The sequence below is a fragment of the 'Nostoc azollae' 0708 genome (assembly GCF_000196515.1).
GTDB classification, from domain to species: domain Bacteria; phylum Cyanobacteriota; class Cyanobacteriia; order Cyanobacteriales; family Nostocaceae; genus Trichormus_B; species Trichormus_B azollae.
Genome location: NC_014248.1, coordinates 14,710 through 41,596, shown reverse-complemented (window position 1 = coordinate 41,596; position 26,887 = coordinate 14,710). Strand labels below are relative to the sequence as shown.

The 26,887-nt window shown below is 39.2% G+C and carries 23 protein-coding genes and 5 pseudogenes; 16 read left to right on the top strand and 12 right to left on the bottom strand.

Annotated features, from left to right (window positions below; translation table 11 throughout):
- Positions 1–18: 18 nt before the first annotated feature.
- On the bottom strand, positions 19–252 hold the full coding sequence (locus AAZO_RS36170; RefSeq protein ID WP_013189721.1) for a hypothetical protein: 234 nt from the start codon (positions 250–252) through the stop codon (positions 19–21).
- A 185-nt stretch (positions 253–437) separates the two neighbouring features.
- Here AAZO_RS36170 and AAZO_RS28065 point away from each other — a divergent pair.
- A pseudogene (locus AAZO_RS28065) lies at positions 438–1,204 on the top strand (IS5 family transposase).
- 107 nt (positions 1,205–1,311) lie between these two features.
- A complete protein-coding gene (locus AAZO_RS34650) occupies positions 1,312–1,482 on the top strand; it encodes a hypothetical protein (protein WP_187289569.1) in 171 nt (56 codons plus the stop codon).
- Positions 1,483–1,517: 35 nt separating this feature from the next.
- On the opposite strand, the gene AAZO_RS00200 is transcribed toward AAZO_RS34650, so the two are convergent.
- Positions 1,518–2,654 (bottom strand): cob(I)yrinic acid a,c-diamide adenosyltransferase, encoded by a 1,137-nt coding sequence (locus AAZO_RS00200; protein ID WP_013189720.1) that lies wholly within the window; start codon positions 2,652–2,654, stop codon positions 1,518–1,520.
- 226 nt (positions 2,655–2,880) lie between these two features.
- Between AAZO_RS00200 and fraC the strand changes: the two genes are divergently transcribed.
- From fraC to AAZO_RS00185, 3 genes are read left to right on the top strand one after another with little or no spacing between them, the layout of a single operon-like run.
- Positions 2,881–3,429 carry a filament integrity protein FraC gene (gene fraC / locus AAZO_RS00195; protein WP_013189719.1) on the top strand — a complete coding sequence of 183 codons (549 nt, stop codon included), beginning with the start codon at positions 2,881–2,883 and terminating at the stop codon, positions 3,427–3,429.
- Between the two features lie 33 nt (positions 3,430–3,462).
- On the top strand, positions 3,463–4,473 hold the full coding sequence (fraD, locus tag AAZO_RS00190) for a septal junction protein FraD (RefSeq protein ID WP_013189718.1): 1,011 nt from the start codon (positions 3,463–3,465) through the stop codon (positions 4,471–4,473).
- Positions 4,470–5,294, top strand: a complete 825-nt coding sequence (locus AAZO_RS00185) for an ABC transporter permease (RefSeq protein ID WP_266887351.1) — start codon at positions 4,470–4,472, stop codon at positions 5,292–5,294. Before fraD ends, AAZO_RS00185 begins: the two co-directional genes overlap by 4 nt.
- Positions 5,295–5,355: 61 nt before the next feature.
- Here the strand turns inward: AAZO_RS00185 and AAZO_RS00180 are convergent.
- Positions 5,356–6,228, bottom strand: a pseudogene (locus AAZO_RS00180) (carbohydrate ABC transporter permease).
- A gap of 60 nt (positions 6,229–6,288) precedes the next feature.
- Between AAZO_RS00180 and purN the strand changes: the two are divergent.
- From purN to rdgB, 3 genes are all read left to right on the top strand, one after another.
- A complete protein-coding gene (gene purN, locus AAZO_RS00175) occupies positions 6,289–6,966 on the top strand; it encodes a phosphoribosylglycinamide formyltransferase (protein ID WP_013189716.1) in 678 nt (225 codons plus the stop codon).
- A gap of 101 nt (positions 6,967–7,067) precedes the next feature.
- Positions 7,068–8,510 carry a phosphoglucomutase/phosphomannomutase family protein gene (locus AAZO_RS00170; protein WP_013189715.1) on the top strand — a complete coding sequence of 481 codons (1,443 nt, stop codon included), beginning with the start codon at positions 7,068–7,070 and terminating at the stop codon, positions 8,508–8,510.
- 80 nt (positions 8,511–8,590) lie between these two features.
- Complete coding sequence (rdgB, locus tag AAZO_RS00165) at positions 8,591–9,169, top strand: RdgB/HAM1 family non-canonical purine NTP pyrophosphatase (protein ID WP_013189714.1); 579 nt, start codon at positions 8,591–8,593, stop codon at positions 9,167–9,169.
- Positions 9,170–9,210: 41 nt separating this feature from the next.
- Here the strand turns inward: rdgB and AAZO_RS43115 are convergent, their stop codons facing one another.
- From AAZO_RS43115 to AAZO_RS25545, 4 genes and pseudogenes are all read right to left on the bottom strand, one after another.
- The gene (locus AAZO_RS43115; protein WP_420807083.1) at positions 9,211–9,468 is read right to left on the bottom strand and encodes a TIGR02391 family protein; all 258 of its coding nucleotides are present in this window, start codon (positions 9,466–9,468) and stop codon (positions 9,211–9,213) included.
- Positions 9,469–9,945: 477 nt separating this feature from the next.
- The gene (locus AAZO_RS00150) at positions 9,946–10,284 is read right to left on the bottom strand and encodes a P-II family nitrogen regulator (RefSeq protein ID WP_013189711.1); all 339 of its coding nucleotides are present in this window, start codon (positions 10,282–10,284) and stop codon (positions 9,946–9,948) included.
- Between the two features lie 111 nt (positions 10,285–10,395).
- Positions 10,396–12,867, bottom strand: a complete 2,472-nt coding sequence (gene hetF / locus AAZO_RS00145; RefSeq protein ID WP_013189710.1) for a cell division protein HetF — start codon at positions 12,865–12,867, stop codon at positions 10,396–10,398.
- A 282-nt stretch (positions 12,868–13,149) separates the two neighbouring features.
- Positions 13,150–14,437: pseudogene (locus AAZO_RS25545) on the bottom strand (IS701 family transposase).
- A gap of 2,261 nt (positions 14,438–16,698) precedes the next feature.
- Between AAZO_RS25545 and AAZO_RS00130 the strand changes: the two are divergent.
- The 4 genes and pseudogenes from AAZO_RS00130 (at position 16,699) to AAZO_RS00110 (ending at position 21,351) form a co-directional block, all read left to right on the top strand.
- Positions 16,699–18,132 carry a BCD family MFS transporter gene (locus AAZO_RS00130; RefSeq protein WP_013189707.1) on the top strand — a complete coding sequence of 478 codons (1,434 nt, stop codon included), beginning with the start codon at positions 16,699–16,701 and terminating at the stop codon, positions 18,130–18,132.
- Between the two features lie 59 nt (positions 18,133–18,191).
- Positions 18,192–19,001, top strand: coding sequence for an inositol monophosphatase family protein (locus AAZO_RS00125; protein WP_013189706.1), 810 nt, complete (start codon positions 18,192–18,194; stop codon positions 18,999–19,001).
- A gap of 491 nt (positions 19,002–19,492) precedes the next feature.
- Complete coding sequence (locus tag AAZO_RS00115; RefSeq protein ID WP_228371415.1) at positions 19,493–20,320, top strand: BTB/POZ domain-containing protein; 828 nt, start codon at positions 19,493–19,495, stop codon at positions 20,318–20,320.
- Positions 20,321–20,371: 51 nt separating this feature from the next.
- A pseudogene (locus tag AAZO_RS00110) lies at positions 20,372–21,351 on the top strand (alcohol dehydrogenase catalytic domain-containing protein).
- Between the two features lie 162 nt (positions 21,352–21,513).
- Here AAZO_RS00110 and AAZO_RS34645 read toward each other — a convergent pair.
- The 5 genes from AAZO_RS34645 to petP all read right to left on the bottom strand — a co-directional run bounded on the left by AAZO_RS34645 (position 21,514) and on the right by petP (position 24,631).
- Complete coding sequence (locus AAZO_RS34645; RefSeq protein ID WP_013189703.1) at positions 21,514–21,702, bottom strand: globin family protein; 189 nt, start codon at positions 21,700–21,702, stop codon at positions 21,514–21,516.
- Positions 21,703–21,707: 5 nt separating this feature from the next.
- On the bottom strand, positions 21,708–21,977 hold the full coding sequence (locus tag AAZO_RS00100) for a hypothetical protein (protein WP_013189702.1): 270 nt from the start codon (positions 21,975–21,977) through the stop codon (positions 21,708–21,710).
- 151 nt (positions 21,978–22,128) lie between these two features.
- Entirely contained in the window at positions 22,129–23,160 is a 1,032-nt protein-coding gene (gene chlG / locus AAZO_RS00095; RefSeq protein WP_013189701.1) for a chlorophyll synthase ChlG, read from the bottom strand.
- 106 nt (positions 23,161–23,266) lie between these two features.
- A complete protein-coding gene (locus AAZO_RS00090; RefSeq protein WP_013189700.1) occupies positions 23,267–24,370 on the bottom strand; it encodes a Get3/ArsA fold putative tail anchor-mediating ATPase NosAFP in 1,104 nt (367 codons plus the stop codon).
- Positions 24,371–24,439: 69 nt separating this feature from the next.
- Positions 24,440–24,631 (bottom strand): cytochrome b6f subunit PetP, encoded by a 192-nt coding sequence (gene petP, locus AAZO_RS00085; RefSeq protein ID WP_013189699.1) that lies wholly within the window; start codon positions 24,629–24,631, stop codon positions 24,440–24,442.
- Between the two features lie 107 nt (positions 24,632–24,738).
- On the opposite strand from petP, the pseudogene AAZO_RS00080 reads away from it, so the two are divergent.
- From AAZO_RS00080 to AAZO_RS40740, 4 genes and pseudogenes are all read left to right on the top strand, one after another.
- Positions 24,739–25,347, top strand: a pseudogene (locus tag AAZO_RS00080) (Uma2 family endonuclease); the annotation flags it as partial.
- A 109-nt stretch (positions 25,348–25,456) separates the two neighbouring features.
- Positions 25,457–25,753 carry a hypothetical protein gene (locus tag AAZO_RS25535; RefSeq protein ID WP_081462667.1) on the top strand — a complete coding sequence of 99 codons (297 nt, stop codon included), beginning with the start codon at positions 25,457–25,459 and terminating at the stop codon, positions 25,751–25,753.
- 249 nt (positions 25,754–26,002) lie between these two features.
- Positions 26,003–26,212, top strand: coding sequence for a hypothetical protein (locus tag AAZO_RS25530; RefSeq protein WP_144031215.1), 210 nt, complete (start codon positions 26,003–26,005; stop codon positions 26,210–26,212).
- A 45-nt stretch (positions 26,213–26,257) separates the two neighbouring features.
- A complete protein-coding gene (locus AAZO_RS40740; protein ID WP_266887285.1) occupies positions 26,258–26,380 on the top strand; it encodes a hypothetical protein in 123 nt (40 codons plus the stop codon).
- Positions 26,381–26,887 lie beyond the last annotated feature (507 nt).

Below are 26,887 nucleotides of genomic sequence, written 5' to 3'. Positions count from 1 at the left end.
CTGCCGAAAATGTCCAGCTTAACTTAGATATGTTAACCAATGCCCAAACCACTTAAAATTAACGTTAATGATACAGCTCATATACACTCTCAAAGAATCGGAAAGATTAGCCACTTCTGTAGTTAATTCATCAAATATCCTAGCTCCCAGCAAATAAACTCTTCGTCTCACTACATATCCTTGATATTGTCCTTGACTACCATCAAAATGGTGTATCAGTAACTCAGTACCCAGATATCCTTCAATTACCATATTCGTGCTTTTAACAACTTTACCTGTAAAATAGTCACAAACGTGAATATATAATAAGAGGCTATTAATAAAGTAAATGTAAAGGGGAGTAGAAAAGGAATGTTGGAAGGATAGGATACATAAAATCTAGTGTATTTACATAGCTACTCATGGAATGAAAGTCTTACCCCACAGACTTAACTGATATGGAGTGGGAAATCCTGGCCCCATTGATTCCACCAGCCAAAGAAGGAGGGCATCCACCCACAACAGATATGGGTGAAATATGTAATTCCATCTATTATCATTTGAAAACTGGATGTCAATGGAATATGCTTCCAGGTGACTTCCCGCCAAGGTCAACGGTATATAGCTATTACAGTAAATGGCAGGGCCAGGGGGTTTGGGAAAAATTCAACCATACATTGGGTGGTCAAGTTCGCTCGAAATTAGGTAAATCAACACAACCTACCGCGCTCGCTGCAGACAGTCAGTCGGTCAACACTGACCAAAAAAAGGGGATGTGTATGGTTTTGACGGATGTAAAAAGGTAAAAGGAAGAAAGGGGCAGACTTTAGTTGGTTGATAGCCTGGGACTTGTGTTGAAAGTTGTTGTTAGTGAAGCGAATGCCCCAGAATGAATACTTGCTGCCTATGCACTAATGGAACTGCTAGAGGAACCCACAGAATTATTGGAAAAAGTCCAAGTTTTATGGGTTGATTCCGGTTATGACGGTGATAAATTTGCACTTGCAGTTTGGTTCATGATTTAAGCTCATGTTGAAGTCATAGGACCTACTGAGCAAGAATTTAAAGTTTTACCACAACCCTGGGTAGTAGAAAGAACATTTGGGTGGTTTAACTAATATCATCGTCTAAGCAAGGATTATGAGCGTTTAACACAAATGAGGGAAGGGGCTATATATCCTATCCTCTTATGACTAGAATTATGCTACTTCCTCTTGTCTCCTAAACATTTACTTTATAAATCATCTCTAACTGATGCAATCAAAACAAAAGATGAATCAACAAGAGTTTTAGCGTGTATTCGAGAAGCTGACAGATCGGCGCAAAGAAGTCTTGCAAAAAATACTAGCATTTGATGTTAGTTGGCTATGCACAGCCAAAAAATTTCATTGGTTAGTTACATCTGGAATGTTGACAGAGGTTTGGAATATAGAAAGTTGTCGGCGCTACTGGTTGATGGAAGACTATGTAGTTTTTAAGTCTATAATGCTGAATACGGAATAAGATAGAATCAGGACGGGAAAACCCCGCCCATAAAGTTAAAAATCTACCCCTCGCTTTAATTCCACCCCTTGATTAGCATAGTGCTTATGACAATAAACCTCCGAATGAATGCTGGCTAAGTCAAAATATGCAGGTTGATTTTGACAACGACCGGTAATAATAACTTCTGTATCGCGGGGTTTACGCAGCAAAGCTTGAACAATCGGGTCAACAGGAAGTAGTTCTAAATCAACAGTAGGGTTAAGTTCATCGAGAATGATGGTTTTATAGATTCCAGATGCGATCGCAGTTTTGGCAATTTCCCAACCTCTCTCTGCTTCCACATAGTCTAATTCTTGCCGAGAATTCCGCCAAACAATGGCATCCCGTCCACAACGTTGATGATCTACCACTTCAGGATAAGACTTTTGCAAAGCTGCGATCGCCGCATCTTCCGTATAACCACTGCCACCCTTCAGCCACTGCATAATTAATACACGCGTAGACCCAGGGTGATTTATCCCTCTGCCAATAGCCTGTAAGGCCTTACCCAAAGCACTAGTAGATTTACCCTTACCTAACCCAGTATAAATTTCAATTCCTTCCAGGAAAAGTGCTTCAGCCGTGGGATGGTGCTGAGGTTTCATTTCCGAATGTAAATCGGCAATATCTAGTAGCTGTTGGGGTGCACCCCGTCCAGTCGCAATGATTTCCAATTCCTGGGGTTTAGATTTTAAAGTTTGTACCACCTCATTCACAGCGAGTAAACCCAAATCTAGAACCGGGTTAATTTCGTCTAAAACCACAACTGAATACAACCCAGATGCGATCGCACCCTTGGCCACATCCCAACCCCGCGCAGCTTCTGTTCTATCAAAAGGAGTAATCTCATCATGTCCAAAAAACTCCGCCCTCCCCGTGCGAACCTGATCAATCAAATGAGGAAAACCACGCTGTAAAGCGGCGATCGCCCCATCTTCATCATAATCACGTTCTGGCCCCTTCAAAAACCTCAACAATAAGACGCGATTAGAATCACTTGGTGTATTTATTCCCAAACCAATCGAGCGCAGAACTACCCCTAAAGCCGCTTGGGACTTACCTTTCCCAATGCCATCATAGACGTGAATTTGACCAGTGAGCCGTTCAGAACGCACTTGCGCTGTGCGAATACCGATCCCATTTCTTGTCATCTCTGGAAATGCTATAACGTGGTGGTTTCTTATTTTACCCAACCTTTTGACCAATGAGGCAGGCTAATTTTAACTAACATAACCGTATAAGGTGCAATCCGATGTATTAATAATATTAATCAAAATATACTGGCAAAAAAGGATAAAAAATGGTAATAAGAATGAGATGATTTCCACAATCATCCGTTATACTCTAAAAAAAATTAACTCCTACTTTTGACAGTTTATGCCTGAAGAATTGTCACTTCCCAGAATTTTGCCCATCGGTGCAATGTTGTTTGAAACTTTATTTTTACTAGTTGCCATTTCCATAGAAGGGTATGTTTTGCATAGATGGCTAAAATTTGACAAAAAAACCAGTATTTTTTATGCCCTAGCCATAAACGTTTTTTCTAGCGTCTTTGGATGGAATATATTTTTTCTAGTTGAGCCAAGATTAGACGTTAAATTAAAATCAGAATTAATAAGCTATATATTTTTTAATAACTTTAAGAATCCTGGAACACAGAGTACCATAATTTTTCTGGCTTCTTTAATCTTCCTTGGTACTTTTTTGATCAAGTTTTTATTACTCAAAGTTCTAATTATTACCTTAAGTGAAATTGGGGAAAAAGAAAAAATTGAAACCTCTCAACAACAAAAATTATACAGAATTGAAAAAATGCAATTGCAAAATACTAACCTAATTACTACTACATTAATAGCAAATTCTATGAGCTATACAGCCATAACTTTAATTTTACTAATTCGCAATTTATCTATAGGACTAAACTAACTTAATGAAATACAATTAATTTAAGGTGATACTATGAATTCATCATTGTTTAAAGAAGTAATACTGATCTTTAAATTTATTCAGGATCTATTCTTAGGAATTCAAAAAGTGATCATGCCTCTCAAGGCTTTTTCTTGGCAGACATTGATATATTTAAGTGTTTTCTCATGGGGAATTTCATATCTTGCCATAGGTTTTATTAAAGATATAATTGCATTTTCGGGTTGGTTATTTTTGATAGCTGGTACAGCTTGGTATACTACAGACAATCCTTTAAGAGTTCCTGGTACTTTCATGCCAGTGGGAGCATTAATAACCGGATTCTTAGTCAGTGTTTTTGCCTTTGGACATGAAGTAAATGTAGTCACACCTAAAACTATCGTTTTCTGGCCAACCATTGCAGCCATCATTACAGCTATACCAGAATTTTTTGCAGGTACAGGTACAACTTCAAAAGCTGCCATTCCCAAACTAGAAGTACGCCAAAAAGTTATCATTTTGCTGGCTTGGTCGATGTTAATCAGTTGCTGGCTTCAGTTTTACTTTGTTCTAGATCAATGGTTAAAAGAATATCCTAGCTTATCTGCACAGAATTTTCTGCGTAGCACTTTTGTAATTAGACTAGAACCAAAATCCAAAACACCTCAAAACGGTAATATTATTTTAAATAGAATGCAACCACTAATAGAAGAACAAATATTTAAAAAACCTTGGTCAGAAGTAGAGAAATGGTTAATAGAAGCGAACCAGCAAATGGGAAATTTAGGTAAGGGTGTCATTTATAAAAACCTAGAAAAATACGATGAACAGGGACTATGGGGGATTGAAGCCCGTGTAGTCAATGTCAAATCAGGATATAGATTAGATATTCTGACAATTTGGACAGGTCCAAGTGCAAATACACGCGGATTTTATCTCCAGAAATCTTGTTTAATTCAACCAGTTGCAGCCGTCAACAAACCAGAAAATCAAAACGCAGTAGCAGAAATAGAATGCGATCGCACCAACAAATTTTTTATAGGCTCACCACCACCGAAGCAATGAAAATTCAAAATTCAAAATTCAAAATTCAAACAACAAACAATATGAATCCAAGCAGAACTTTTGTAATGGCCAAAAATGTGTTTCAGGAAGTGATACGCGATCGCATCCTGTACATCATCGGTTTTTATGCAATTATCCTCGCAGTTGGTAACCGCGCAATTTTTGAATTTGCAGCTACAACCCAAGACAAAATCTTCTTAGACTTTGGTTTAGCAGGAATGAATATCATCGGCTTAATCGTTGTCGTCTTTATTGGTACAGCACTAGTGAACAAAGAAATTGAAAAGCGCACCATTCTCATGTTAATTGCTAAACCCATCAGTCGCAGTGAATTTATCACCAGTAAATACTTAGGATTATCAGGTGTATTAGCTGTACTTATAGCAGCAATGACAGCAATTTATTTAGTATTTTTACAACTTGGTAAAATACCCTATCCCACAACCACCATTCTCATTGCTGTACTCTTTTTATTCTTACAATTAACATTAATTAGTGCTGTTGCTATTACATTAGGAGTTTTTACCAGTTCCCTCATAGCTACCCCTTTAACATTTGCAGTCTATTTAATGGGGAATATTACACAAGATTTAGTTGCACTTGGTCATCTTAGTCAAAACCCTGGTGTAGAAAGGATTACCCAAGGCTTATATCTTATTCTCCCCAATTTATCTCGCTTAGATTTAAAAAACGATGCCGTTTATGGACTGCAAGCAATACCTGATCCAGTTACATTAATAGGTAATGCAACTTACGGCTTACTGTACAGCTTCATGCTGTTAGCAATAACTATTTTTATCTTCTTAAGAAGAGAATTTTAATAAACAGGGAACAGGGAACAGGGAATAGGATACAGGTGATAACTGAAAACTGATAACTGATTTACACTTCTCTCGAAGTTTTTAACTGGAAATAAACTAATACCAACGTCACCGCTAAGAAAAAAGTTGCTACTGCTGCTGCATAACCAAAATGAAATTGACCACAAGCTTCTTGATCAGTGTAATAAACCAGCAAATTAGTAGAATTCACAGGACCACCACCTGCTAATTACATAAACAGCTTCAAAACTCCGCAATATAAAAATAGCGGTAGTGACTATGGTAAATATTAAAGTAGGTCTTAAGGTCTTAATCCTGGTAAACTAAAGTGCCGAAATTGTTGCCAACTATTTGTACCATCTAATTCTGCTGTTTCATAGTGATTGAGAGGAATTGCTTGTAAACCTGCCAAGAAAAGCACCACATTGAAACCTATTTGTTTCCAAATACTAAATAAGATTATGACTTACATTGCCAAGAAAGTATCACCTAATCATGATATGGGAGGAATATCAAAAAAATTCAACAATCCATTGACAGGACCCGTATTTTGAAACAGGCAACGAAATCCTAAACCAGCAGCAACAAGGGAGATAATAGAAGGTAGAAAATAAGCACTTCTCAAAATACCCCGTAAAGCCAAAGAACGATTTAATAATACTGCTAATCCCAAGGGAATAACTAAACTGGGAACAAGACTACCAAGGGGAAAATAAGTTTTATTAAGAAAAACTTGCCAAACATCAGCGTTCAAAAAAAAACGCCAATAGTTTTTGAAACCTACGAAATAAATACCAGTTGAAGTGAAACTACCAGCCGTGAAACTGAGATAAAACAAATAGACAATTGGCAAAATTATAAACAAGATTAACAAAATTAGTGCTGGAGTCAGAAAGATGCAAGCAGCAGCTGTATCATTATCTAGAAGTTGCATTGAAGGCAAACGAGGTTTTCTTATGGTAATCTTAGTAATTCAGACGATATTCATAATTTTATGAATCAATATTATCCGACTGAGGTAGTCTCTAGCTTAATTTGTCCCGACATTTCCCAAGAAAATTTCCAGTCAATGAAGTCATTGAAATTAGGAATAATGGCTTCTGGAAATGGCAGCAATTTTGAAGTAGTCGCCCAAGCTATTGAAGAGAGGAAACTCAACGCTAAAATTCAAGTTTTAATTTATAACAATCCATCAGCTAAAGCAGCATTAAGGGCAAAAAATCACGGTTTAGAGGCAGTATTATTAAATCACCGTGATTACAACAAGCGTGAAGATCTTGATCAAAAAATTGTCCAAACATTGCGTCAATATGATGTAGATATGGTGATTATGGCTGGCTGGATGCGCCTGGTGACACAAAAATTAATTGATGCTTTTCCTGACAAAATTATTAATATTCATCCGAGTTTATTACCTAGTTTCAAAGGAGTTCAGGCTGTCGAACAAGCCTTAGAAGCCGGGGTAAAAATAACAGGTTGTACTGTACATCTCCTGCGTTTAGAAATGGATAGTGGTCCAATTTTGATGCAAGCCGCAGTACCAGTATTTCCAGAAGATACAGCAGAAACACTACATGCTAGAATCCAAATTCAGGAACACCGAATTTTACCATTAGCGATCGCATCCCTCGCCGAAGGCATTGCTTATCTTGGCGCAAGAGGGAATCAGTGAACAGGAAACAGGCACAGAACTTTCACCCCACTCCTCAATCCCCAGTCCCGAATCCCCTGTATCAATGCTACAATCCTCAGTTAGAAATTGAGGATATCTCCATGCCCGTTGTAACTAACCCAATCAAGTTTGGTACGGATGGCTGGCGGGGCGTAATAGGTGATGAATTTACCTTTGAACGCCTAGCCTTAGTAGCCCCAGTTGCAGCAAAAGTATTATATAATACTTATTATTCTCATGTAAGTAGCCGCACCATTATTGTCGGTTACGATCGCCGTTTTATGGCGGAAGAATTTGCCCGTGTCGTGGCTGATGCTGTCACCGCAGTTGGTTTTGATGTGTTATTTAGCGAAAGCTATGCCCCAACACCAGCATTTAGTTGGGCGGCTAAAGAACTCAATGCTTTGGGGGCCCTAGTTATTACCGCTAGTCATAACCCTGGCACATATTTAGGCTTAAAAGTCAAAAGTGCTTTTGGCGGATCTGTACCACCAGAAGTTACCAAAGAAATAGAAGGTTTGTTAACAGTAGAAGTCCCAACCGCACCTATTCCTGGTAAGGAAGAGAAATTTGATCCTTGGCCTAGTTATTGTGGAGCCTTACAAGGTAAAGTTGATATTGACAAAATTCGCCAAGCGATCGCAACTAGCAAATTAACATTATTTGTTGATGTTATGCACGGTGCAGCCGCTAGTGGCTTGGGTAGGTTATTAGGCGAAAAAGTTCAAGAAATTAACAGCAACCGTGATCCCTTGTTTGAAGGTGGTGCGCCCGAACCCTTACCAAAATACCTTTCCCGACTATTTGCAGAAATCAAAACTCATGGGGAAAGTAATAACTCAGGTTTAACGGTGGGTTTAGTATTTGATGGAGATTGCGATCGCATTGCTGCAGTGGATAAGAACCCTAATTTCCTCAGTTCCCAAATCTTAATCCCCATCTTAATTGACCACCTTACCCGCAGACGCAACTTCACAGGCGAAATCGTCAAAACAGTTAGCAGTTCTGATTTAATTCCCCTAGTCGCTAAATTACTGAACTTATCTGTATTTGAAACCGCAGTCGGTTATAAATACATTGCCAATAGAATGTTAGCCACAGAAGTATTACTAGGTGGTGAAGAATCCGGTGGAATTGGTTATGGTAGCCATATTCCCGAACGAGATGCCCTACTCTCAGCATTGTATGTATTAGAAGCAGTTGTAGAATCAGGCTTAGATTTAGGCGATTATTATCATGAATTGCAGCAAAAAACCAATTTTACATCAGCCTACGACCGTATAGATTTACCCCTAGCCAACATGGAACTTAGAGGAAAGTTATTACAACAACTACAAACCCAACCTTTAACAGAAATTGCCGGAAAAAAAGTAATTGATTGCAACACAATTGACGGTTATAAATTCAGTCTTGCTGATCAAAGTTGGTTAATGATTCGCTTTAGTGGCACTGAACCAGTTTTACGCCTTTATTGCGAAGCACCCACAATAGAACAAGTCCATCAAACCCTAGCTTGGGCAAAAAATTGGGCAGAATCTAATTAGAAGAGATAGGGGGGAGAATAGCTTTCTATCTATTCCCTATTCCTTTCTTACTATCACCTGTTATCTATCACCTATTTTTAATGACTAAAACACTCGTAGTAGCTACAGGAAATCCCGGTAAATTACGGGAAATGCAAGCTTATTTAGCTGATTCTGGTTGGGAATTAACCCTCAAACCAGAAGATTTAGACGTTGATGAAACTGGAGAAACTTTTCTAGCCAATGCTTGTTTAAAAGCATCAGAAGTTGCTAAAGCTACAGGGAATTGGGCGATCGCAGATGATTCTGGTTTAGCTGTAGATGCCCTCAATGCTTCACCCGGTGTATATTCTGCCCGTTATGGCAAAACAGATGCAGAACGTATTTCTCGGTTATTACGGGAATTAGGCGATACAGAAAATCGTCAAGCACAGTTTGTCTGTGCGGTAGCGGTTGCAAATCCTACGGGGGAAATAGTTTTGCAATCTGAAGGTATTTGTCGTGGTGAAATTCTTTATGCAACTAGTGGTGAAGGTGGTTTTGGTTATGATCCCATTTTTTATGTCCCAGAAAACCAATTGACTTTTGCCGAAATGTCACCGGAATTGAAAAAGTCAATTAGTCATCGTGGTAATGCTTTAAAAAATTTAGTTCCTCAGTTGGTGAAGGTGTTGGGGTGAAGAGGTTTTTGGGGGCTAATTGTTTTTTGTTGAGATTAAGTTTAACGAACCACGAAGAGCGCGAAGGAATAGGAGAAGAAGAAGAAGTTTGCTATTTTATGGTTTTGTTTTGGTAGTCTCATCAATGCGTAGGCAAAAAAGAGATGCAATAAATATTCATAAGGTTTTTTGACTTCTTCTTGCTGTCCATGAATATGTGCAAGTACGTTACGCACTCCTTTTACAAATCCCTGTAGGATCATCATCAAACCAGGCTGTTCGTTACCTAAAGTTTCTGTCGATAAATCACTACAGCAGATAGCAGATCAATGAGGTACAGAATCTAAATTGAAACCTAGACAGCAAGAGAGTTTTACTCCTGACTCCTGACTCCTGACTCCTGCTTTAAATGCAAGAATGGGTTGGTGTATGCTAAATACTTTAGTTATTAGTTTATCTCCATCTAATGTCCATCTAAATTGTCAACTTCTATTAGTCTAGTTTTAGATTGTAATTTCCATATTCCCAGTTGAGATCCAAGGAGAAATGCTTGCTTTCATTTCTTTACCAATTTTTTGTTCAGCAAGTCTGAGTTCATAATTTTTCTGCCAATTCATCCAAGATTCAGCACTCGTACCAAACCATTGGCCTAGATGTTATGCGTTACGTAACCTATAAATTTTTTGCTTGAGCACAATCAAACCACAGAAGGCGCTGTTAGTATGAAAGATGAAGAAAAATCTTAAAAACTTCTCACCCCCTCATTCAACAACGCCTACTATCTAGATATTCAACACTTACACAGCTTCCGTATTCTTTTCTCCGGTACGAATCCGTATAACTTGCTCAACAGGGGAGATAAATATTTTACCATCACCAATTTCACCAGTCCGGGCAGCACCGATAATTTTATCAACCACCATATCTACCTGGGCATCTTCAACCACTATTTCTACTTTGAGTTTTTGCAAAAACTCCACGGTGTATTCCGAACCACGATAGCGTTCAGTTTGACCTTTTTGCCGTCCGAAACCACGGACTTCAGAAATGGTCATGCCCACAATTCCTGCATTAACTAAGGCAATTTTGACTTCATCTAGCTTAAATGGGCGGATAATAGCTTCTACTTTTCTCATTTTTTTCAATCCCTAACTTCTAAGAACGTTGTTTATATATCTAACCAGATTAGTCGTCTAAAGCTGTAACTATAGCTTTACTTATTTAACATGAGTGTTATGTATTTTATATCACCTCTTTTTTTGTTGCTGAAGGAGCGATCGCCAATCTGCGATCGCCTTTTCTGTCCACAGCCAATTTTGAGCTAACTTATCTACTGTAAAACTTACCGGATCATTCTGAATTACCAGTTGACGCAGCTTAATCGCCTCATTCATATATTGCGCTTGTTTAGCAGAAGGTTGATTATTTACAGATTTATATAAACCCAAAGCTAACCCTGCATAGGCAGTTAAAGCCTCTGGTGGCATAATACTATTAGCATTTGGTGTTAATGGGAAGTTTGTATTCTGGTTTTTCAGTGCTAAATTCACAGCTTTGAACCACGCATCATTAGCCCGATTCAGATTTCCTTCAGCATAATAGGCAAATCCCACTGCGTTATTATACAAAACAGAATTAGGTTGATCCCGCACAGCAATTTCCCAATAACGACGGGCATCATTAATACTGTATTTTGTCTCTCTCGTCTGGGCAAACTGCCAAGCCAATCTTCCCCGCATAAAGTTAACAGCAGGATCTTCCGTTTGCTTGGTGGGAATTAAAGCTAAAGCCGTATCTGCTGAGGCTAAAGCCCCACGATTCAGCAATTCCTCCACAGCTTCTAACCCTGGCTGTAAATTACCTTGACTCAATTGTTCTGTTGCCGTAGCAGTAACAATACCTGTTGATGATTTTTTGAAGTCAACAGCTACTGCTTTGTTTTGAGGCCCATTCTGGACAGGAATAGGTGGAATTTTGACACCCCTCGACTGGCGATGATTAGACCACCAAATTAAACCAATAATGGCAGCTAACACACTTACACCAATAATCCCAGCCATCGGCCATCGCCGACGAAGGCGACGTGGTTGGCGAATTGGTAGTAATGCAATCTGTGGAGAAACGACCTGATTACCTTCAGTATCCGACAAATTTGGAGTTCTTGAAGTTGATTTATCTCCCCAAAAATCTATGTCCTCTTGCTTCTCTGAAGCCTGTATTTCCTGACGATGATTCTCTCGTACAGATGATTCTAATTCCGCCTTCATGGAAGTTTCTTCAGTGAGGACTTGTGGATTACCTAACTGCCGGAATAAATCCGCAACTATCGCCGAATCCTCATCATAATCAGGGTGCTCATAATCCACTTCATCTAAAAGATCCCCCCAAGTATCATCCCCCAGCCAATCCAATTCAGAAGACTCCCTAGACAAATCCGAAGGCATAATATCCTCGAAATTTAAAGGTATTTCTAAATCATCTGCTGAAGCATACATTGAATTAGCAGATGTTCCCATTGGTGACTGATATTCATTTAGCAACTCCCCATTGCCAGAGAAACTAATTTGCGGAGATAGAAAACCTTCAAATTCTCGATGCAGATACAGTATCGGTAACGCCCAGTACATCTGGTGAGAACCATAGGCAGAAATTAAGCCCTGACGCACCCGACTGACACACAAATCCAAAGGATAGCCCTGACTTAAGTTGCGGTAGAACAATTGTGTTAGCGTCAGCGCCACTTCATCAGGAATGCGCTCTGACATTGCCAAAACGCTTTTAAGACCCCTTTTTACCAAGCTTTCAGTTAAGTTGCGTTCTCCTGTATCCCCAGATGTCTCAGATTTTGCCCTATATGCGCCCAAACAGGAGTTAAACACCGCCATTTGAATATTATTATTAATCAGCAACCCTGCTAAGTCATCACCGCTAAGCGTTTCTGTTAAACCAGTTCTTCTACTAACTAAATAAATTTCTCCCCCGTTCGCACCCACATTACTATGACCAGAGTAATGAAGAACTTGATATCGTCCTTGTTCTAAAGCTTGGGTTAACTCTTCCCTTCCTGGTTGATCAAGAACTGTCAGGTCAATTTCTGGCAGATAATGATCATTTTCTCCACGGGGATTTTGGCGATGTAGTTCTGTTTGCAGGTTAATAGCTTCTTGTTTGAGCAAATCAAGATGCACTTGATCAGTAGGGGAAGAGATGATCATCAACACTTTTACCCCGTAATCTTCCTGTTGTGTAGGAAGATTGCGAGTTGGTAGTCTTGATGTGGAAGGAATTCCACTTTGGTAGCGGGAAAAAGCGATATAAGGACCCGTTGCCAAAGGGCGATCGCCTGCGTGCATCACTTCCCACGGCAACCGCGCTAACTTAGTATCTTTGAGTCCCAAACGTAAGCGCAATACCTGTTGCTGATTCTGGGCAATACCTTGGGCAGTAATCCAACTATCTCTCAGAGTGCCTTGAAACAGTGCATTGTATAATTGCTGACCCAGTGCCACCAAGTTTACAGAGTTTCTGGCAATCGCATCCCCCTGTAGCACCAACTGTAAAGGGTCATTCATCAAATGTCCTGCTGCTGCTAACCACTCAGCCACAGGCCAAGTTACCAGTTCTTCTGCCAAAGGCACCCCAGGTGCGACTTGTTCCGTCCGCACCAAGTAGTCATTCTGCCCTACTGGGGTTACGGAAATGTGAAATTCCTGGGTCACAACTTCTCCTATTTGCCTCCTAAATTCGGTTTTCACCGTAAAAGTTTCTAGTAGTTTTTCCTCTTATTGATACTTTAGATGGATATTTGTGAGGAATGTTTCTGATTGGGGGTTGTTTCGCCTTTTTCAGCTTATACAACTTTATCCGGATTGGATTACTTCTAACTAGAACACTTTATTGGTAGATGCACCTTGATCTTCAACTCCTCTGGTAGGTTAACACCCACCGGAGGTTTTCTTTTTAATTTTGGCAAAAAAAGCAATCTTTGACCCAAGAATTTCTTAACGGGACGTAAACAAAAATAAAGCCCGAATGTAGCCCAAACTGGCTTGATCAGAAGGAAAAACGTCCGGATTCCAGTTGAACCAATCAATAAATAGAAAAGATATAGCTGTTCTCAACCCTTCTAAAGCTGCAGTAAAAGTATTCAAAGGTTTATTAGCCCACCTTGGTCTTAATCCTCCAGTCCACTGATGGCAAAGAATAAAAGTGTAGGCACAAAAAACCAAAATAAAATGGCGCAGTCAACTGCTGTTATCTCCAACTTGATATTCTTTAAGTCCTAACCATCCCTTGGCTTCCCTGTAAAAACCTCTAGCCAATTTCTTTGAGAATATCTATCAACTATCCATTGGGGCGTGATAATTGATGAAGAAATATTGGGCAGAAAGTAGTCAATATCAGTGGCTTGAGAGAAAGTAGAAGTGTTGATGACGATAGTAATATTCCCCTTTCTAGTTAATGGTGATATTTCTACTTCTTTAGTTACTACCCATAATGTTTTGGGTTTATCTAACTGCAGTTGAATCTCTGTAAAAGCCTCTTTGGGTAAACTTTGTGCTAATTCATCTAACCTAATTATTGGTGGACTATCCTCTTAGTCACTGCTAAGGACTTTGGGATTTTTACCTAATCCTCCTAACTACTTTAAATGCCGATTTTCTATCTTTAATAGGAAAGATATATTGTGGCCATATCCAGGATCTATAATTACTATTCGTGGTTGATAACCACGGCTTAAGGTCAGATCTATTAATTTAATTCCTAACTCAGGTTTCTTATCAAATAGAGGGTCTTGTTTCCCTTTGGGTCAAGAATCACCGTGGTGATATAACTCTATATTTAATGGTAAGCTTTTACTGCCATCATATACATTAGATGTATTGTTACTACTACTATTCCATTATCCCTTTTCCCAATTTCTCCAATATATTTTCTTCCTACTCTATCCCTAAGATTCCCCCTTTTTCTATGGTCATAATCATCAATTATTAAGCTAAATCCTCTGGTGATTCTCCTCTGACTACACTTGTTCATAATCTCTAACCGACGGTCATTGACTTGGGAACTGGACCAAGGTGCTTCAGTTAAAAAGTGGTGTAATCGTTGGTAGGTCACCCCTAGGGTATTCTCTACCATTTGAAATAGGTTTTTTCTCTCACTTTCACCCAATCATCCCCCTAAATAATGTCTAAACTCTCTTTTCTGCGCTTGATGAGTAAATACATCATCAAAATGACACCATCTTTCAAACGATGGTGCCATTGCTGGGCCAGTGGTTTCTTTCATCAGCTTCTTTTAACGTGAAAGCTACACCGAAACCGCACTATACTCCTTTTTACTCTTAACTTTTGTTTAAGTCCCCTTAAGAAAACTCCACAACAACAAATCCCCATAATTAAAATCAGGGGTTTCAAATCAGGATTTTGTATTTCTGGCGCTGCGCCTCTCTCTGGAACTACATTTTTGTTTTCTCGTAAGAATTCAGGAGTCAGGAGTCAGAATGTTTGAGAAATTGGTTAATGATCAAAGAGATATTTTTGGCGTTAGCCTGAAAAAGCTGACTGCTGACGGCTGTTCGGGTAGCTTGCGGTTAGGGATTAGCTGAATGCTTACGTTTTCTCCATCAATAAATCGCGAAGCCTCCTGAAGGAATTGAAGGATCTAGGCTTGTACCTTTGAGAGTTTGGGATAAACTGTCTTTCCCTACACCCCATCACCTGTTTTCGGTCAGTTGGTTTGGGAAGAGATTCAAGGGTAAAGATTTTTTTCTTCCCCTTTCCCCCTTCACAAACAAGTATTGCCACCCCAATAGCTATTGCTACCTTGCTGACTCCTCAAGTGCTGAATGCTGACATAACTTTCTCTCAAACTATAGAATATCTAACCCTAATAACCAACTCCCCTAACCAGCTACTAGCTATAGGAATTTTTTCTGTAAGTGACATCCACCTACATTTGGTGAAATTGATCCGGAGCATAGTAGTTAAAGCCAGAACTTATATTATATGGTAGATGCACCCTGATAACTAATCTCCCCTAGCTGGCTAACACCACTGGGGGTTTTTTTGCTTAAAAATATCAATGATGGAAGTGCAACCAGATTTTTCCGGAGATAAGATGAAATTTACGAACATTAAATTAGTAGATGCACCCTGATAACTAATTTCCCCTAGTTGGCTAACACCGCTGGGGGTTTTTTTTGCTTAAAAATATCAATGATGGAAGTGCAACCAGATTTTTCCGGAGATAAGATGAAATTTACGAACATTAAATTAGTAGATGCACCCTGATAACTAATTTCCCCTAGTTGGCTAACACCGCTGGGGGTTTTTTTTGCTTAAAAATATCAATGATGGAAGTGCAACCAGATTTTTCCGGAGATAAGATGAAATTTACGAACATTAAATTAGTAGATGCACCCTGATAACTAATCTCCCCTAGTTGGCTAACACCGCTGGGGGTTTTTTCTTAGGTTCACAAACAAAAATAATCATGAACCTAGCTACCTGAATTGCTCCGGAGATAAGATGAAATTTATGAACATTAAATTAGTAGATGCACCCTGATAACTAATCTCCCCTAGTGGGCTAACACCACTAGGGCTTTTTTGCAGTTAGCATCATTCTAACTTGGTCAGTATTCAACCCTGAGGGAGCAGCGACTAGGAGAATTTAATCTTTACATTCCAAATTAGTACTAGCAAATTAAACTCTCCAGATTGTTGACGTTATCATGGCGTTAGCCAAACTAGCCTACTCTGTTTTACTAACAGCTGATGAAAAAATACCTGTCTACCCTGATGAGCAAAAATTTATCCGGAGGATGGTGCAGTGCCTGAGAACATTAAATTGGTAGATGCACCCTGATAACTAATCTCCCCTGGATGGCTAACACCTACTAGGGGTTTTCTGTAAGTAAAAGCACAATTTATGTACTATTCAGTTAAGGTTTTACTGTAGCAATATTCTACCTTAGTTCCTACTGGCTGGAAAGCACCAATATCTATTTGTTATTTGCCAAAAGCAAAACCCTGTTCCTAAATCCCTTTCACTTCATTTTGGGATGAAGGTATGACTTCAGAATGATTACCGCGATATATAATACTATTCTTAATTATTTTTACATATTTTAAGTCAGGGTCGGGAGTCAGGAGTATGGCTTGGGCTAAGCTGCGTTATCAGTAGTAAGAATTAAGTTTTTTCTTTTGATTTTAATAAAAAAATGCTAAGAATTACTAATAATTACTAACGTTTTCTTCCTGCTTCACACTGGAAGTGTCCGCACTACGTACGAAGTCCACAGGCAAGAAGCGACTAATCTAGCCGCTTCTTGCCTTAAATTAAGAGCAGCATTAAAATCTCTATCAGACTCAAACCCGCAGTAATCACCTTGGAATACTCTTTAAGACAGTGACAGAGATGTTTTTTCTCACCACACACAACTAGAGCAAGTTTTACTATGTTCAGGTGACTCGAAAGCGGTTGGGTGTTTCGGTTTATCTTTGTGAATGAGAGATTAAATTCTGCAAACAATACAAGAAAGTAGTTATGACAAGCGGTGATGTATTTGATACTCAAACAGAATCCTTAGCTGTGCCAAAGGTCAACTTAATGACCATGTTTCGGCTGGGATTATTTCAGATGGGTTTGAGTATGATGTCTATTTTGACTCTGGGGGTACTCAACAGAGTCATGATTCAGGAAATAGCGATTCCGGCAACACTGGTATCTTTGGTGTTAGCATTACCGGCGTTTGTGTCTCCTACCCGAATTTTATTTGGACAGATTTCTGATGCTAAACCGATGTTAGGTTATCATCGCACTGCTTATGTTTGGATAGGGGCAGGAATATTTGCGATCGCAGCTTTTTTAGCAGTACAAGTAATGTGGCAGTTAAATACAGTTAATATTGCTGATACTTGGATCTGGACAACTCAAACTATTGGTTGGACAGGAGTTTTAGGTTTAGTTTTTGCTGTCTATGGTTTAGCAATTTGTGTTAGTGGTACGACATTTGCAGCTTTGTTGGTAGATATCTCAGAAGAAGATAACCGTTCCCAAGTCGTCGGTATTGTTTGGTCAATGCTGATGGTGGGAATTATAGTTGGAGCAATTATTAGTTCTAGCTTGCTGAAACAATTAACAGCAGGTGCAGCTATTGAAACTTTACAAGCAGCAATCAATAGGCTATTTATGATTGTCCCTGGGATTGTATTTGTATTGGCAATTGTAGCGACTATAGGCGTAGAAAAAAAATATTCACGTTTTTCCAAACGTTCCATACCAGGAAACAGAGAAGATAGTATTACCTTGGCTAAGGCTTGGTCAATATTAACAGCTAGTCCACAAACAGGTATATTTTTCACCTTTTTATTGGTGATGACTATTAGCTTGTTTATGCAAGACCCAATTTTAGAACCTTATGCGGGTGAAGTGTTTAAGATGCCTTTGGCTGAAAGTACCAGACTAAATATTTTTTACGGTACAGGAATTTTAATTGCTTATGGTGTGACTGGGTTTTTAATTGTTCCACGTTTGGGTAAACGCAGAACCATAAAGTTAGGCTGTATTTTAGTAGCTTTATCAGCTTTATTACTTGGGTTATCAGGATTTTCTGCTAATCCTAATTTCTTAAAATTTGGTTTGGTGATATTTGGTTTATCCACAGGTTTCTTAACTACAGCAGCAGTTAGTTTAATGTTAGATTTAACGGTCGCTGAAGCAGCAGGTACTTTTATTGGTGCTTGGGGATTAGCACAATCTATATCTAGGGGAATAGCTGTAGTTATTGGTGGTGCTGTTTTAGATTTAGGACGCAATTTGCTACCCAATAACTTAGTATTAGCTTATGGTTCGGTTTTTTCTTTAGAAGCGGTGGGTATGTTGGTGTCAATTTGGTTTCTAAGTCGAGTTAATGTAACCGAATTTCAAACCAATACCAAACAAGCTTTAGCTTCTGTTTTAGAAAGCGATTTAGATTAAAGGTAACAGGGAACAGGGAACAGACGAGAAAGTAACTAATGACAAATAACAAATAACAAATGAACGATTTTTGGAACACGATTTTAGAGTTTTCTGAAACTACCACTACTAGAGTGGGACAACAATTGATGCAAGATTTTGGGAAAGTGGAAGCTTCTCAAAAAGCTGATGGGAGTTTAGTAACTCAAGCTGATAAATGGGCTGATCAAGAAATTCGAGATGCGATCGCTTCTAATTTCTCAGGTTACGGTATTTTAAGTGAAGAAAGTGATCAAACTTTTCCCAATACAGAATGGTGTTGGGTAATCGATCCTTTAGATGGAACAACCAACTTTACAAGGGGTATTCCCATTTGGTCGATTTCTCTGGGTTTACTTTATCAAGGAATGCCCATTTTTGGCTATGTTTACGCACCACCATTAAATCATCAGTCCTTTTACGGTTTTTGGCCTGATTCTTCAGGTTTAACAACACCAACGGGAGCATTTTTGAATCATCACGCTATTCATACTAGTCAAGATACTCCCAGCGGAAATCATTTTTTTAACCTCTGTTCTCGCAGTACGGGAATAATTCAACCAGGGTTTCCCTGTAAACTGCGGATGTTGGGAGTTGCTAGTTATAATTTTCTGACAGTAGCGACTGGTGCAGTTTTGGGTGGAATCGAAGCCACACCAAAGGTTTGGGATATTGCAGGTGCTTGGGTAATTGTTCAAGCTGCTGGTGGTAGCTGGATATCTCTGAAAGATGAACCTTTTCCATTATCACCGGGAACAGATTATAGCGATCACTCTTTTCCGACAATGGTTGTTAGTCAACCTGAATTAGTTCCTGTATTTACACCATTTATTGAGGGGGTAAAATTGTAATAAATTTAACCCGCTATGTCAAATCCATTAGCGGGAAAGTCCGTCAAGGCTTTACATTCTCGATTCATTGAAGAAGGCAGAAGGTTTCGTTTAGATGGCTATTCTAAGCGCACCTCAGCGAGAGCTACCAAATTTTCAGTTTGGTAGGGGTCTGTCCCTTTATTCCTCAAGAAAATTAGTATTTATACTATTTATTATATCTTCCATAAACAAATATTATACTAGTTAAATATTGTTTATTTACAATAATAGTGTAATAATAAATAATTGTAACTAATACCAAGTTGAAAAATGATTGTGACAGATGGAAGGACAAAAGGCTTGTGCAGCAAGACTTTTACAATCCGAAATCCAAGATCCAAAATCCAGAATTCAAAATTTAAAATGGTATAACGTTTACTACTTTCACCTTATCCTGTGTAAATTAACTAGATATAAATTAGTTGGTTTGAACGCACATTTAATTTTAGAAAAGCCTATTAATAATTTTATTGAACATCATCACCAGTGATTGGTTGTCTGACTACCAGACACTTACAAATTCTGATGAAAATTCATTCTATTCAAATTCAAGTTATGGATATATCGGAGTGCTAAAAATGAAACAAGTAACAGCATTCATTGAAAAGAAGAAGCAAGAATTTGCTCAAACACCGTTCATGAAGTTCCTGCAAGACAAGAGTATAGACCCAAGACAAAGGCTAACTTGGGCACCGGCGTTTGCTCCTTTTGCAATGAGTTTCAAAGACTTGAATAGAAACGTGCTTCGTAAAGAGCCTGCCAGTAGCAAGCTCCAAGAGATGATTAACCAGCACACCTACGAAGATGGTCGCCACTGGGTGTGGTTTCTGCAAGACATGAAGGTGATGGGATATGACCACTCCATAAACTTCACTGATACATTGAAATTCCTATGGGGTGAAGAAACAATTAAAGTGCGCCAAATGGCTTACGACTTATTTGCCATATGCACCTTTGAAGAAGATATTTTAATGAAGTTGGTTGTGATTGAATCGATAGAAGCGACGGGAAATGTTGCTTTATATGAAATTGCACAAGTGGCAAAGGAACTCCAACAAATAACTAAACAGCATCATCCGTATTTTGGTGAGTCTCATTTTGCTAAAGAGACCGGTCATATTCAGGCAGACATCGATCATGATGTAGAGTATTTCGTTGAAAGTATACAACTGACAGAGGCACAGAGGAAAAAAGCATTTATGCTGGTGGAAAAAGTCTTTGCAGATTTCACAGAGGCAATGAGTGAAATGCTGGTGTTTGCCCAAAAGCATCCTTATAACCAACCATTTAAGTTATAAGCCACCGTCCGCACCCAAATTGTCACACATCAAACTTAGGTGAGAATAAAAATGAAAGGACTTTGGTTAGAAAACAAGCAATTACAACTCAAAACAGATATTCCCATACCTGAACCACCTCCAGGAGAAGCTTTGGCTAGGGTTTTACCTACGGATATTTGTAACACTGACTTAGAATTACTTAGAGGCTATTATCCCTATAAAGAAAGATATATTAGGCCATGAGTTTGTCGGTGTTGTCGAAAAAGGTTAAGAACAATTAATTAATAAAAGGGTAGTTGGTGAAATCAATGCTGTTTGTGGTTATTGTCGGTTTTGTCGTAGTGGAAAACCTATCCACTGCGGGAATGATCCCACAGTTTTAGGTATTTGTCAACCGCGATGGTGCTTTTGCTGATTACCTTTGTTTACCAGTTGAAAATTTGCACCCAGTCCCGGAAAATGTCTCAACCGAAGCTGCAACTTTTACCAAACCCATAGCAGTAGCTTTGGAAGTTCAACAGCGGGTCCAATTATGTAGAGTAGAGATGATCGAGTTTTATTAGTCGGACATGGGAAATTAGGACAACTGGTAGCGCAGACAATGGCGTTAATTGGTTGTGATTTATTGGTGGTGGGACGATAGAGAGGGATATTGCTTAACTGAGAAGCACGGGGTATTAAAACTGGTTTAAGTGATGCAGTCACAGATAGGGCTTTTGATATCTCAGTTGAGTGTACAGGAAACCCAGAAGGATTTGCGATCGCACGTCGGGCTTTACGTCCCAGAGGAACACTAGTCTTAAAAAGTACCTATGCTGGTAATCTGAGTCTAGATGCTTATTCATTAGTGGTAGATGAAATCCACCCTAATTGGTTCTAATGGTGGACCATTTGCCCCACCATTAGAACTATTAGCAACAAAACAAGTGGATGTAGAATCACTAATTCATGGTCATTATTCCCCGAATCAAGGGTTAGGTGATTTTAAGAAAGCGCAAACTAAAGGAGTTTTAAAAGTATTATTTACAGATGAATTAGCAAATCATTGAAAACTTCACATTGATGCTGCACCAGAGGTAACTAGACGTTTAAATCAAGCTGCTGACTAGCCACTTTCTCTTAGAACAGCAGATGCAGAAACTTGCATATAGGACTGTTTAATAAAAGTCAAATCAATCATACAAACAAGTGTTTCCTAAAGCATCTCTTAGTTATTCTGATTTTCCTTCTATTTTGAGTTTCTTGCCAACTTCATGAACTACAGTAGCCATAGCTGGAACTATATCCTGAAGTCCAATTCCCACGTTGATATGAATAGGGTTAGCCCAGCGTAACCCACCCTGAATTTTTGGGTAATTTATTTTTTGGTGTTCCCTAAATCCTGATTCAGACAGGAACATAATAATTAATTTGATTGATAATCTTTACAACCAATTGCTTCTTCCGTATTGGCAATATATGGATTTACCGTACATTTAAGACGATAATTTTTAGTAAAAAACTGGCAATTATGACAGGGAATTTTGTGCATTTTTTGAGCAGTTTTAATGGTGTCTTTCGTCGCTGCCCATAAATTCATAAACACCAGAATAATCACAGTCCAAGCTATGACAAAGCAAATCGGTATCAATAAGGGTTGTATCCCATTAATTAGGAAAGATATAAAATTTAACACGGCATTTGCTAATGCAATTGAGGAGTTAGAAATTAATATAACTTCTAACTCCTCATTGATCACTTCTAGCTAAAGATATATTAAGCGTAAGAATTGAGGAGTAAGGAGTTAGGATATCAAGGAGCAAGTTAACAGTGATAACTGATAACTGTTAAACTCCAGCATGACCTAATGCTATACCTGTTACTAGCATTCCCAAAACCAGAAAAGGTTGGGCGCTGGCTTGATACTTAACGTCATTTGCTATGGGGTCACGCAGAAAATACATATCCTGGAAGGTGATTTGGGGAATGATTAATAATACCAAGATGGCAGCATACAAGTTTTCATGAATACTGACGAGATATGCTGCAACTAAACCTTGGAATAAGTCAATCATCACTACACAAATCAAGGCCGCAGTTTGCACACCGAACATGACTGGTAGTGATTGTAAACCTAGTTGGCGATCGCCGTCTACACTCTTGAAGTCGTTCACAATGGCAATACCCAAACCTGCTAAGCTGTAAAATAAGGTGAGAACTACAATCCACCAATTTAGTTCACCAAACAAAGCATGACCTGCCCACCAAGGTAACGCAATGTAACTTGCACCTAAAGCATAATTACCTAACCAGCCATTTTGTTTTAATTTCAATGGTGGTGCTGAATAGATATAGGCAATAAATGTACCGAAAATTGACAACATGAGGACATTAGGAAATGTATGACCTGCCCATAAATCTAAGGTATAGGCTACCCCATATCCTAGTAATACTAAAACAATGACTTGGGTAATTACTTCCTTTTCAGAAATTGCGCCAGAAGGAATAGGACGGTAAGGTTCATTAATAGCGTCAATGTCCCTGTCATAATAATCATTGATGGTTTGGGTGTAACCTGTCAACAAAGGACCAGAAAGCAACATACAAAGGGCGGACTTCAAAACATTTTCTAGAGTCCAGGTGTAGTTACCAGAAGAAGCCGCACCGCAGACTACACCCCAAATCAGGGGAATCCAGGTTATAGGCTTCATCAACTGCAACCGGATTTTCCAAATCGAGGTTTCTCCAGGTGCTGCACCCTTCATTCCCAGGAGTTGGCGAGTTTTGGCAGTACGTTCAGCAGATGTTACTTCCGCACTTGTAGATTCTACTGCTTCACTAGGTTGAGGATTTGGGTTAATGGGAGTTGATTCAGACATAAGGTGTAATGGTAATTGGTCATTGGGGATTGGTCATGGGTGATTGGTCATGGGTGATTGATAATTCTTGCCTAGTCTCCAATCCCCAGTCCCCAGTCCCCAGTCCCTAAAAAGAAATGATCAAATAACTATTTTGAAACTTAGCTCCGGTTACTGGTTTACCACTTAAGGCAGGGGGTAGAAAGATATTACGTCTTTGATCTCCGGCTTCTACCGTAACTTCTGGACCGTATTGAGTAAGTTTGACTTGTTTTTTGTCAAAACCAGGTAAAAATAAGCGTACTTCGCGATTATGAACGTCAATTTCGATTGGTTTAGGAGCCTGTAATGCTTGTTCTACAAAGTTAGGTAAGGCATCTATCAGGGGTTGCCATTCACCGTTTAATACATCGGGAAGGATGGTGATAGGTAGGGGTGTAAATTCTGCTGATAGGTTGCTGTTTTCCTCATCAGCAGCTAGCAAAATAGCACCGCCAATAGTTAGACCAACTTGTTGGGCAGTACCCCAAAGATAGCGGGAATTTGCTACATCTATGGGATCTGGGGTTGTTACCAGAAAGGCGGCTACACGCTGGGGGTCAGCTAAAGCAGTTTTACCGTGTTCGAGAAAATTATTAACTTGGTTAGTGGGTTGGGCGGAGTTATCAACCGTCCAATTAACATTAAAGAAACTGGTAATCACTGATTGAATTAAGGGAGATTCAGAAATTGTTTTGCCTAAATCGGAGTTAACAAACAATTGTCGAAATCGCCGCACATACCAACTGAGAGATTCAGGCATTCCCAACATCCGCAAGGTAGAAGATTCGCCTCTGCCATCATAGATAATTGCGTCATATTTGCCACTGGCATCATATTCGCGGATGGCATTGAGAGCGAGGGCGTTGTCCATGCCTGGTAATACTACCAATTCTTGACCATAAACCTCTTTAAAAATAGGTGTGCGTAGATATTGCGCTTCCAGTTTTTTGACTTCTTCCCAGTTACGTTCTAGCAGTACAGAAGATACAAACTGTACTGCTTGGAAGTTGGGAGCGATTTCTTGGGGGTCAGGAGAAAGAGAAGTACCTAGTAGAATTGACAATGTTGGCTCTGCAAGTCCTGCTAGGAGTACCCGTTTGCCTTGGTTTGCCAATAGCTTGGATGCTGCGATCGCTATTTTGCTACGAGCGATGCTGCTTGTTCCTAAAAATGTCAGTATCAAGGCCATGACTTGATTTCCAATTACCGCCTATCTTTTCAACTCCAACTTAGCATTCAACTAAACTGCTAAACGTCCCTATATGGCTTTAATTTCATCCTCAAAGAACCAAGTGGAGGAGTTATCGTCAAACTTGACGACTACACCGAAACCTCCACCATCGGTAACTTTGTAGCCTTCGATCATGCCAAATTGGCCTAACTTTTTGGTGATAGGGGCTGATACGCGATCGCGGATACGAATCACTTTAACCTTTTGTCCGATTTCCATGTCTAGTTACAATCCAATAATCCAAGTCTCAGTGTAGCGGAATCTGGCACTTTGTTATCATTGCTCATGGCTTAAAATTAAATCAGTACGCAAGCACGTATACTCCCATGTTTGTGACAGCCCAACAGCTAGAACAACAAATGCCCGATGCCAGTCGTTTGTTAAGTGATGAGCCAGAGATGGAAAGTTGTTTACATTATAATATGCAGTTACTATTGTTAGTAACTAGTTTACAGTGGCTATGGCGTGCTCAAAATGATTTCTTTATTAGTGCAAATCTGACCATCTATTTTATTAGTCGTCAGCAGTTAAAGAATCGAGAATTTAGAGGTCCTGATTTCTTTTTAGTGAAAGATACGGAAAAACGTCCCCGGACTTCTTGGGTTGTGTGGGAAGAAGATGGACGTTATCCAGATTTAATTATTGAGTTACTATCAGATAGTACGGCTAAAGTTGACCTCAATCTCAAAAAAAGTCTGTATGAAAATCGGTTTCATACTCCTGAATATTTTTGGTTTAGCCCAGAAAGTTTAGAATTTACAGGGTTTAAACGAGTAGGTAATCAATACCAATAAATTATACCCAGTAAGCAGGGATGGGTTTGGAGTGAAGTCCTAAATTTATATTTAGGTGTGGAAAATGCTAAACTTCGCTATTTTACCTTTGAAAGTGAGTTACTACCAACACCAGAAGGAGCTGCTATAAAAATCCAAAAAGGTAAGGATTCAGGTGGTGGGGTATTGATAAGTGTGATAGGAGAGGCAGAATATAGCAGTTATAGAAAAGAAGCTGGGACCAAAACTAGACAGAGAGATATTGAAGCAGTTGGGAACAGAGCAACTGGTAGAAATCATTATTGACCAGGGGAAAAGTATAGAGAACCTAAGAAATAGAGTAGTAGAACTGGAAAAAGAAATAGAGAAACTCAAAGTCAGTAGAGATTTAGAGACCATAAGATTATCCAAAGCACCCTTGGGAGACATCCTCAAAAAAACCGAGAACAAACAACAAGAGAAACCAGAAGAAAACCAGACACGAAACCGGAAACCAGGAGGACAACCAGGGCATAGGGGAAAAAGGAGAAAGGTGTTTGGTGGAGTAGATAGAATAGATTTGAGATAGTGGGACGGCAAGTCTGTGGATGGTGAGGTCAGGGGCAATTGTTTGGCGAAGTAATAAAAATCCAAACACAACAAGTAGGGGACTTAGTGGACAGGCCAATGGAAATGGATTTGGAGTGTGTGTAGGGAAAGACAAAGGGCACACTGGTCACCAGAGATAGTACCGGGACAAGATATAGGAACCACACTACAAGCTTTTTTGGGATGGATCCATAACTAGGGCCATTGACCCTATGAAAAAGAATATTTCTTGTTGTGGGAACTGGGTCAAATAGAAGTTGGACTGGGAACATTAGTAGGTACCAATGAAGGAATAGATGGTCCAGTGGCTCAAAGTGTTGATAGCCTCAAACAGTGGATAAAACAAACCCAGCCCAATATCCTTGGGGATGAAACACCCTGGATAGTCAAAGGGGTGAAACAATGGTTATGGATTTTTGCCAATAGTCACTTCCCTTGATTTCATGGGCCTGATACTCCTTGTCCTGGCGAATTAGAATCCATGGTGGGTTCAAGTTACTCTGGTGTACTCAGTTCTGATCACTTTACTGCCTATAAGGATTATCCCGTCACAGCTCAACAGAAATGTCAGGCATATCTACCCTACCCTGTCACTTCAAGACACTAATCAAGATTCCTGGCTTCAATCACCAAAAAATTTGCACAAAATTCATGGACCTCATAGATGAAGGTTTTAAAAACTACCCTTTATTCCAACAAACCCAAAACCTTCATGAATTCTTGACTTGGCCATCCTAGTTTCAACCAAAAGTTGAATCTTCCATTCATTCATTGATCAAGCCCCAGGGGAACCTGGTAAACTTTCACCTTCCTTAGGCAATAGACCTTGATCATAGTTTAGCTGAACTAAGGTTAGGTTTAGTAGTGACACAACGAAAAGTCTGTGGTGGTTCTCTTTCTCTGGAGCTATTCCAACATCCTGCCAATTTATTGACGGTTATACAAACTTGTCGCCGTCAAGCACTTTCTCTAATTGAGTTTTTTGACCAACCTATGAAAGCCATGGTTTACTCTGGTTTCCATACACCTTATTTAATCCCTCTTCCTTAGACCTGAATCCTTACCCAAGAACAAGGTTATATTGATTAAAGTATTTGGATATAATCAAGAAAAT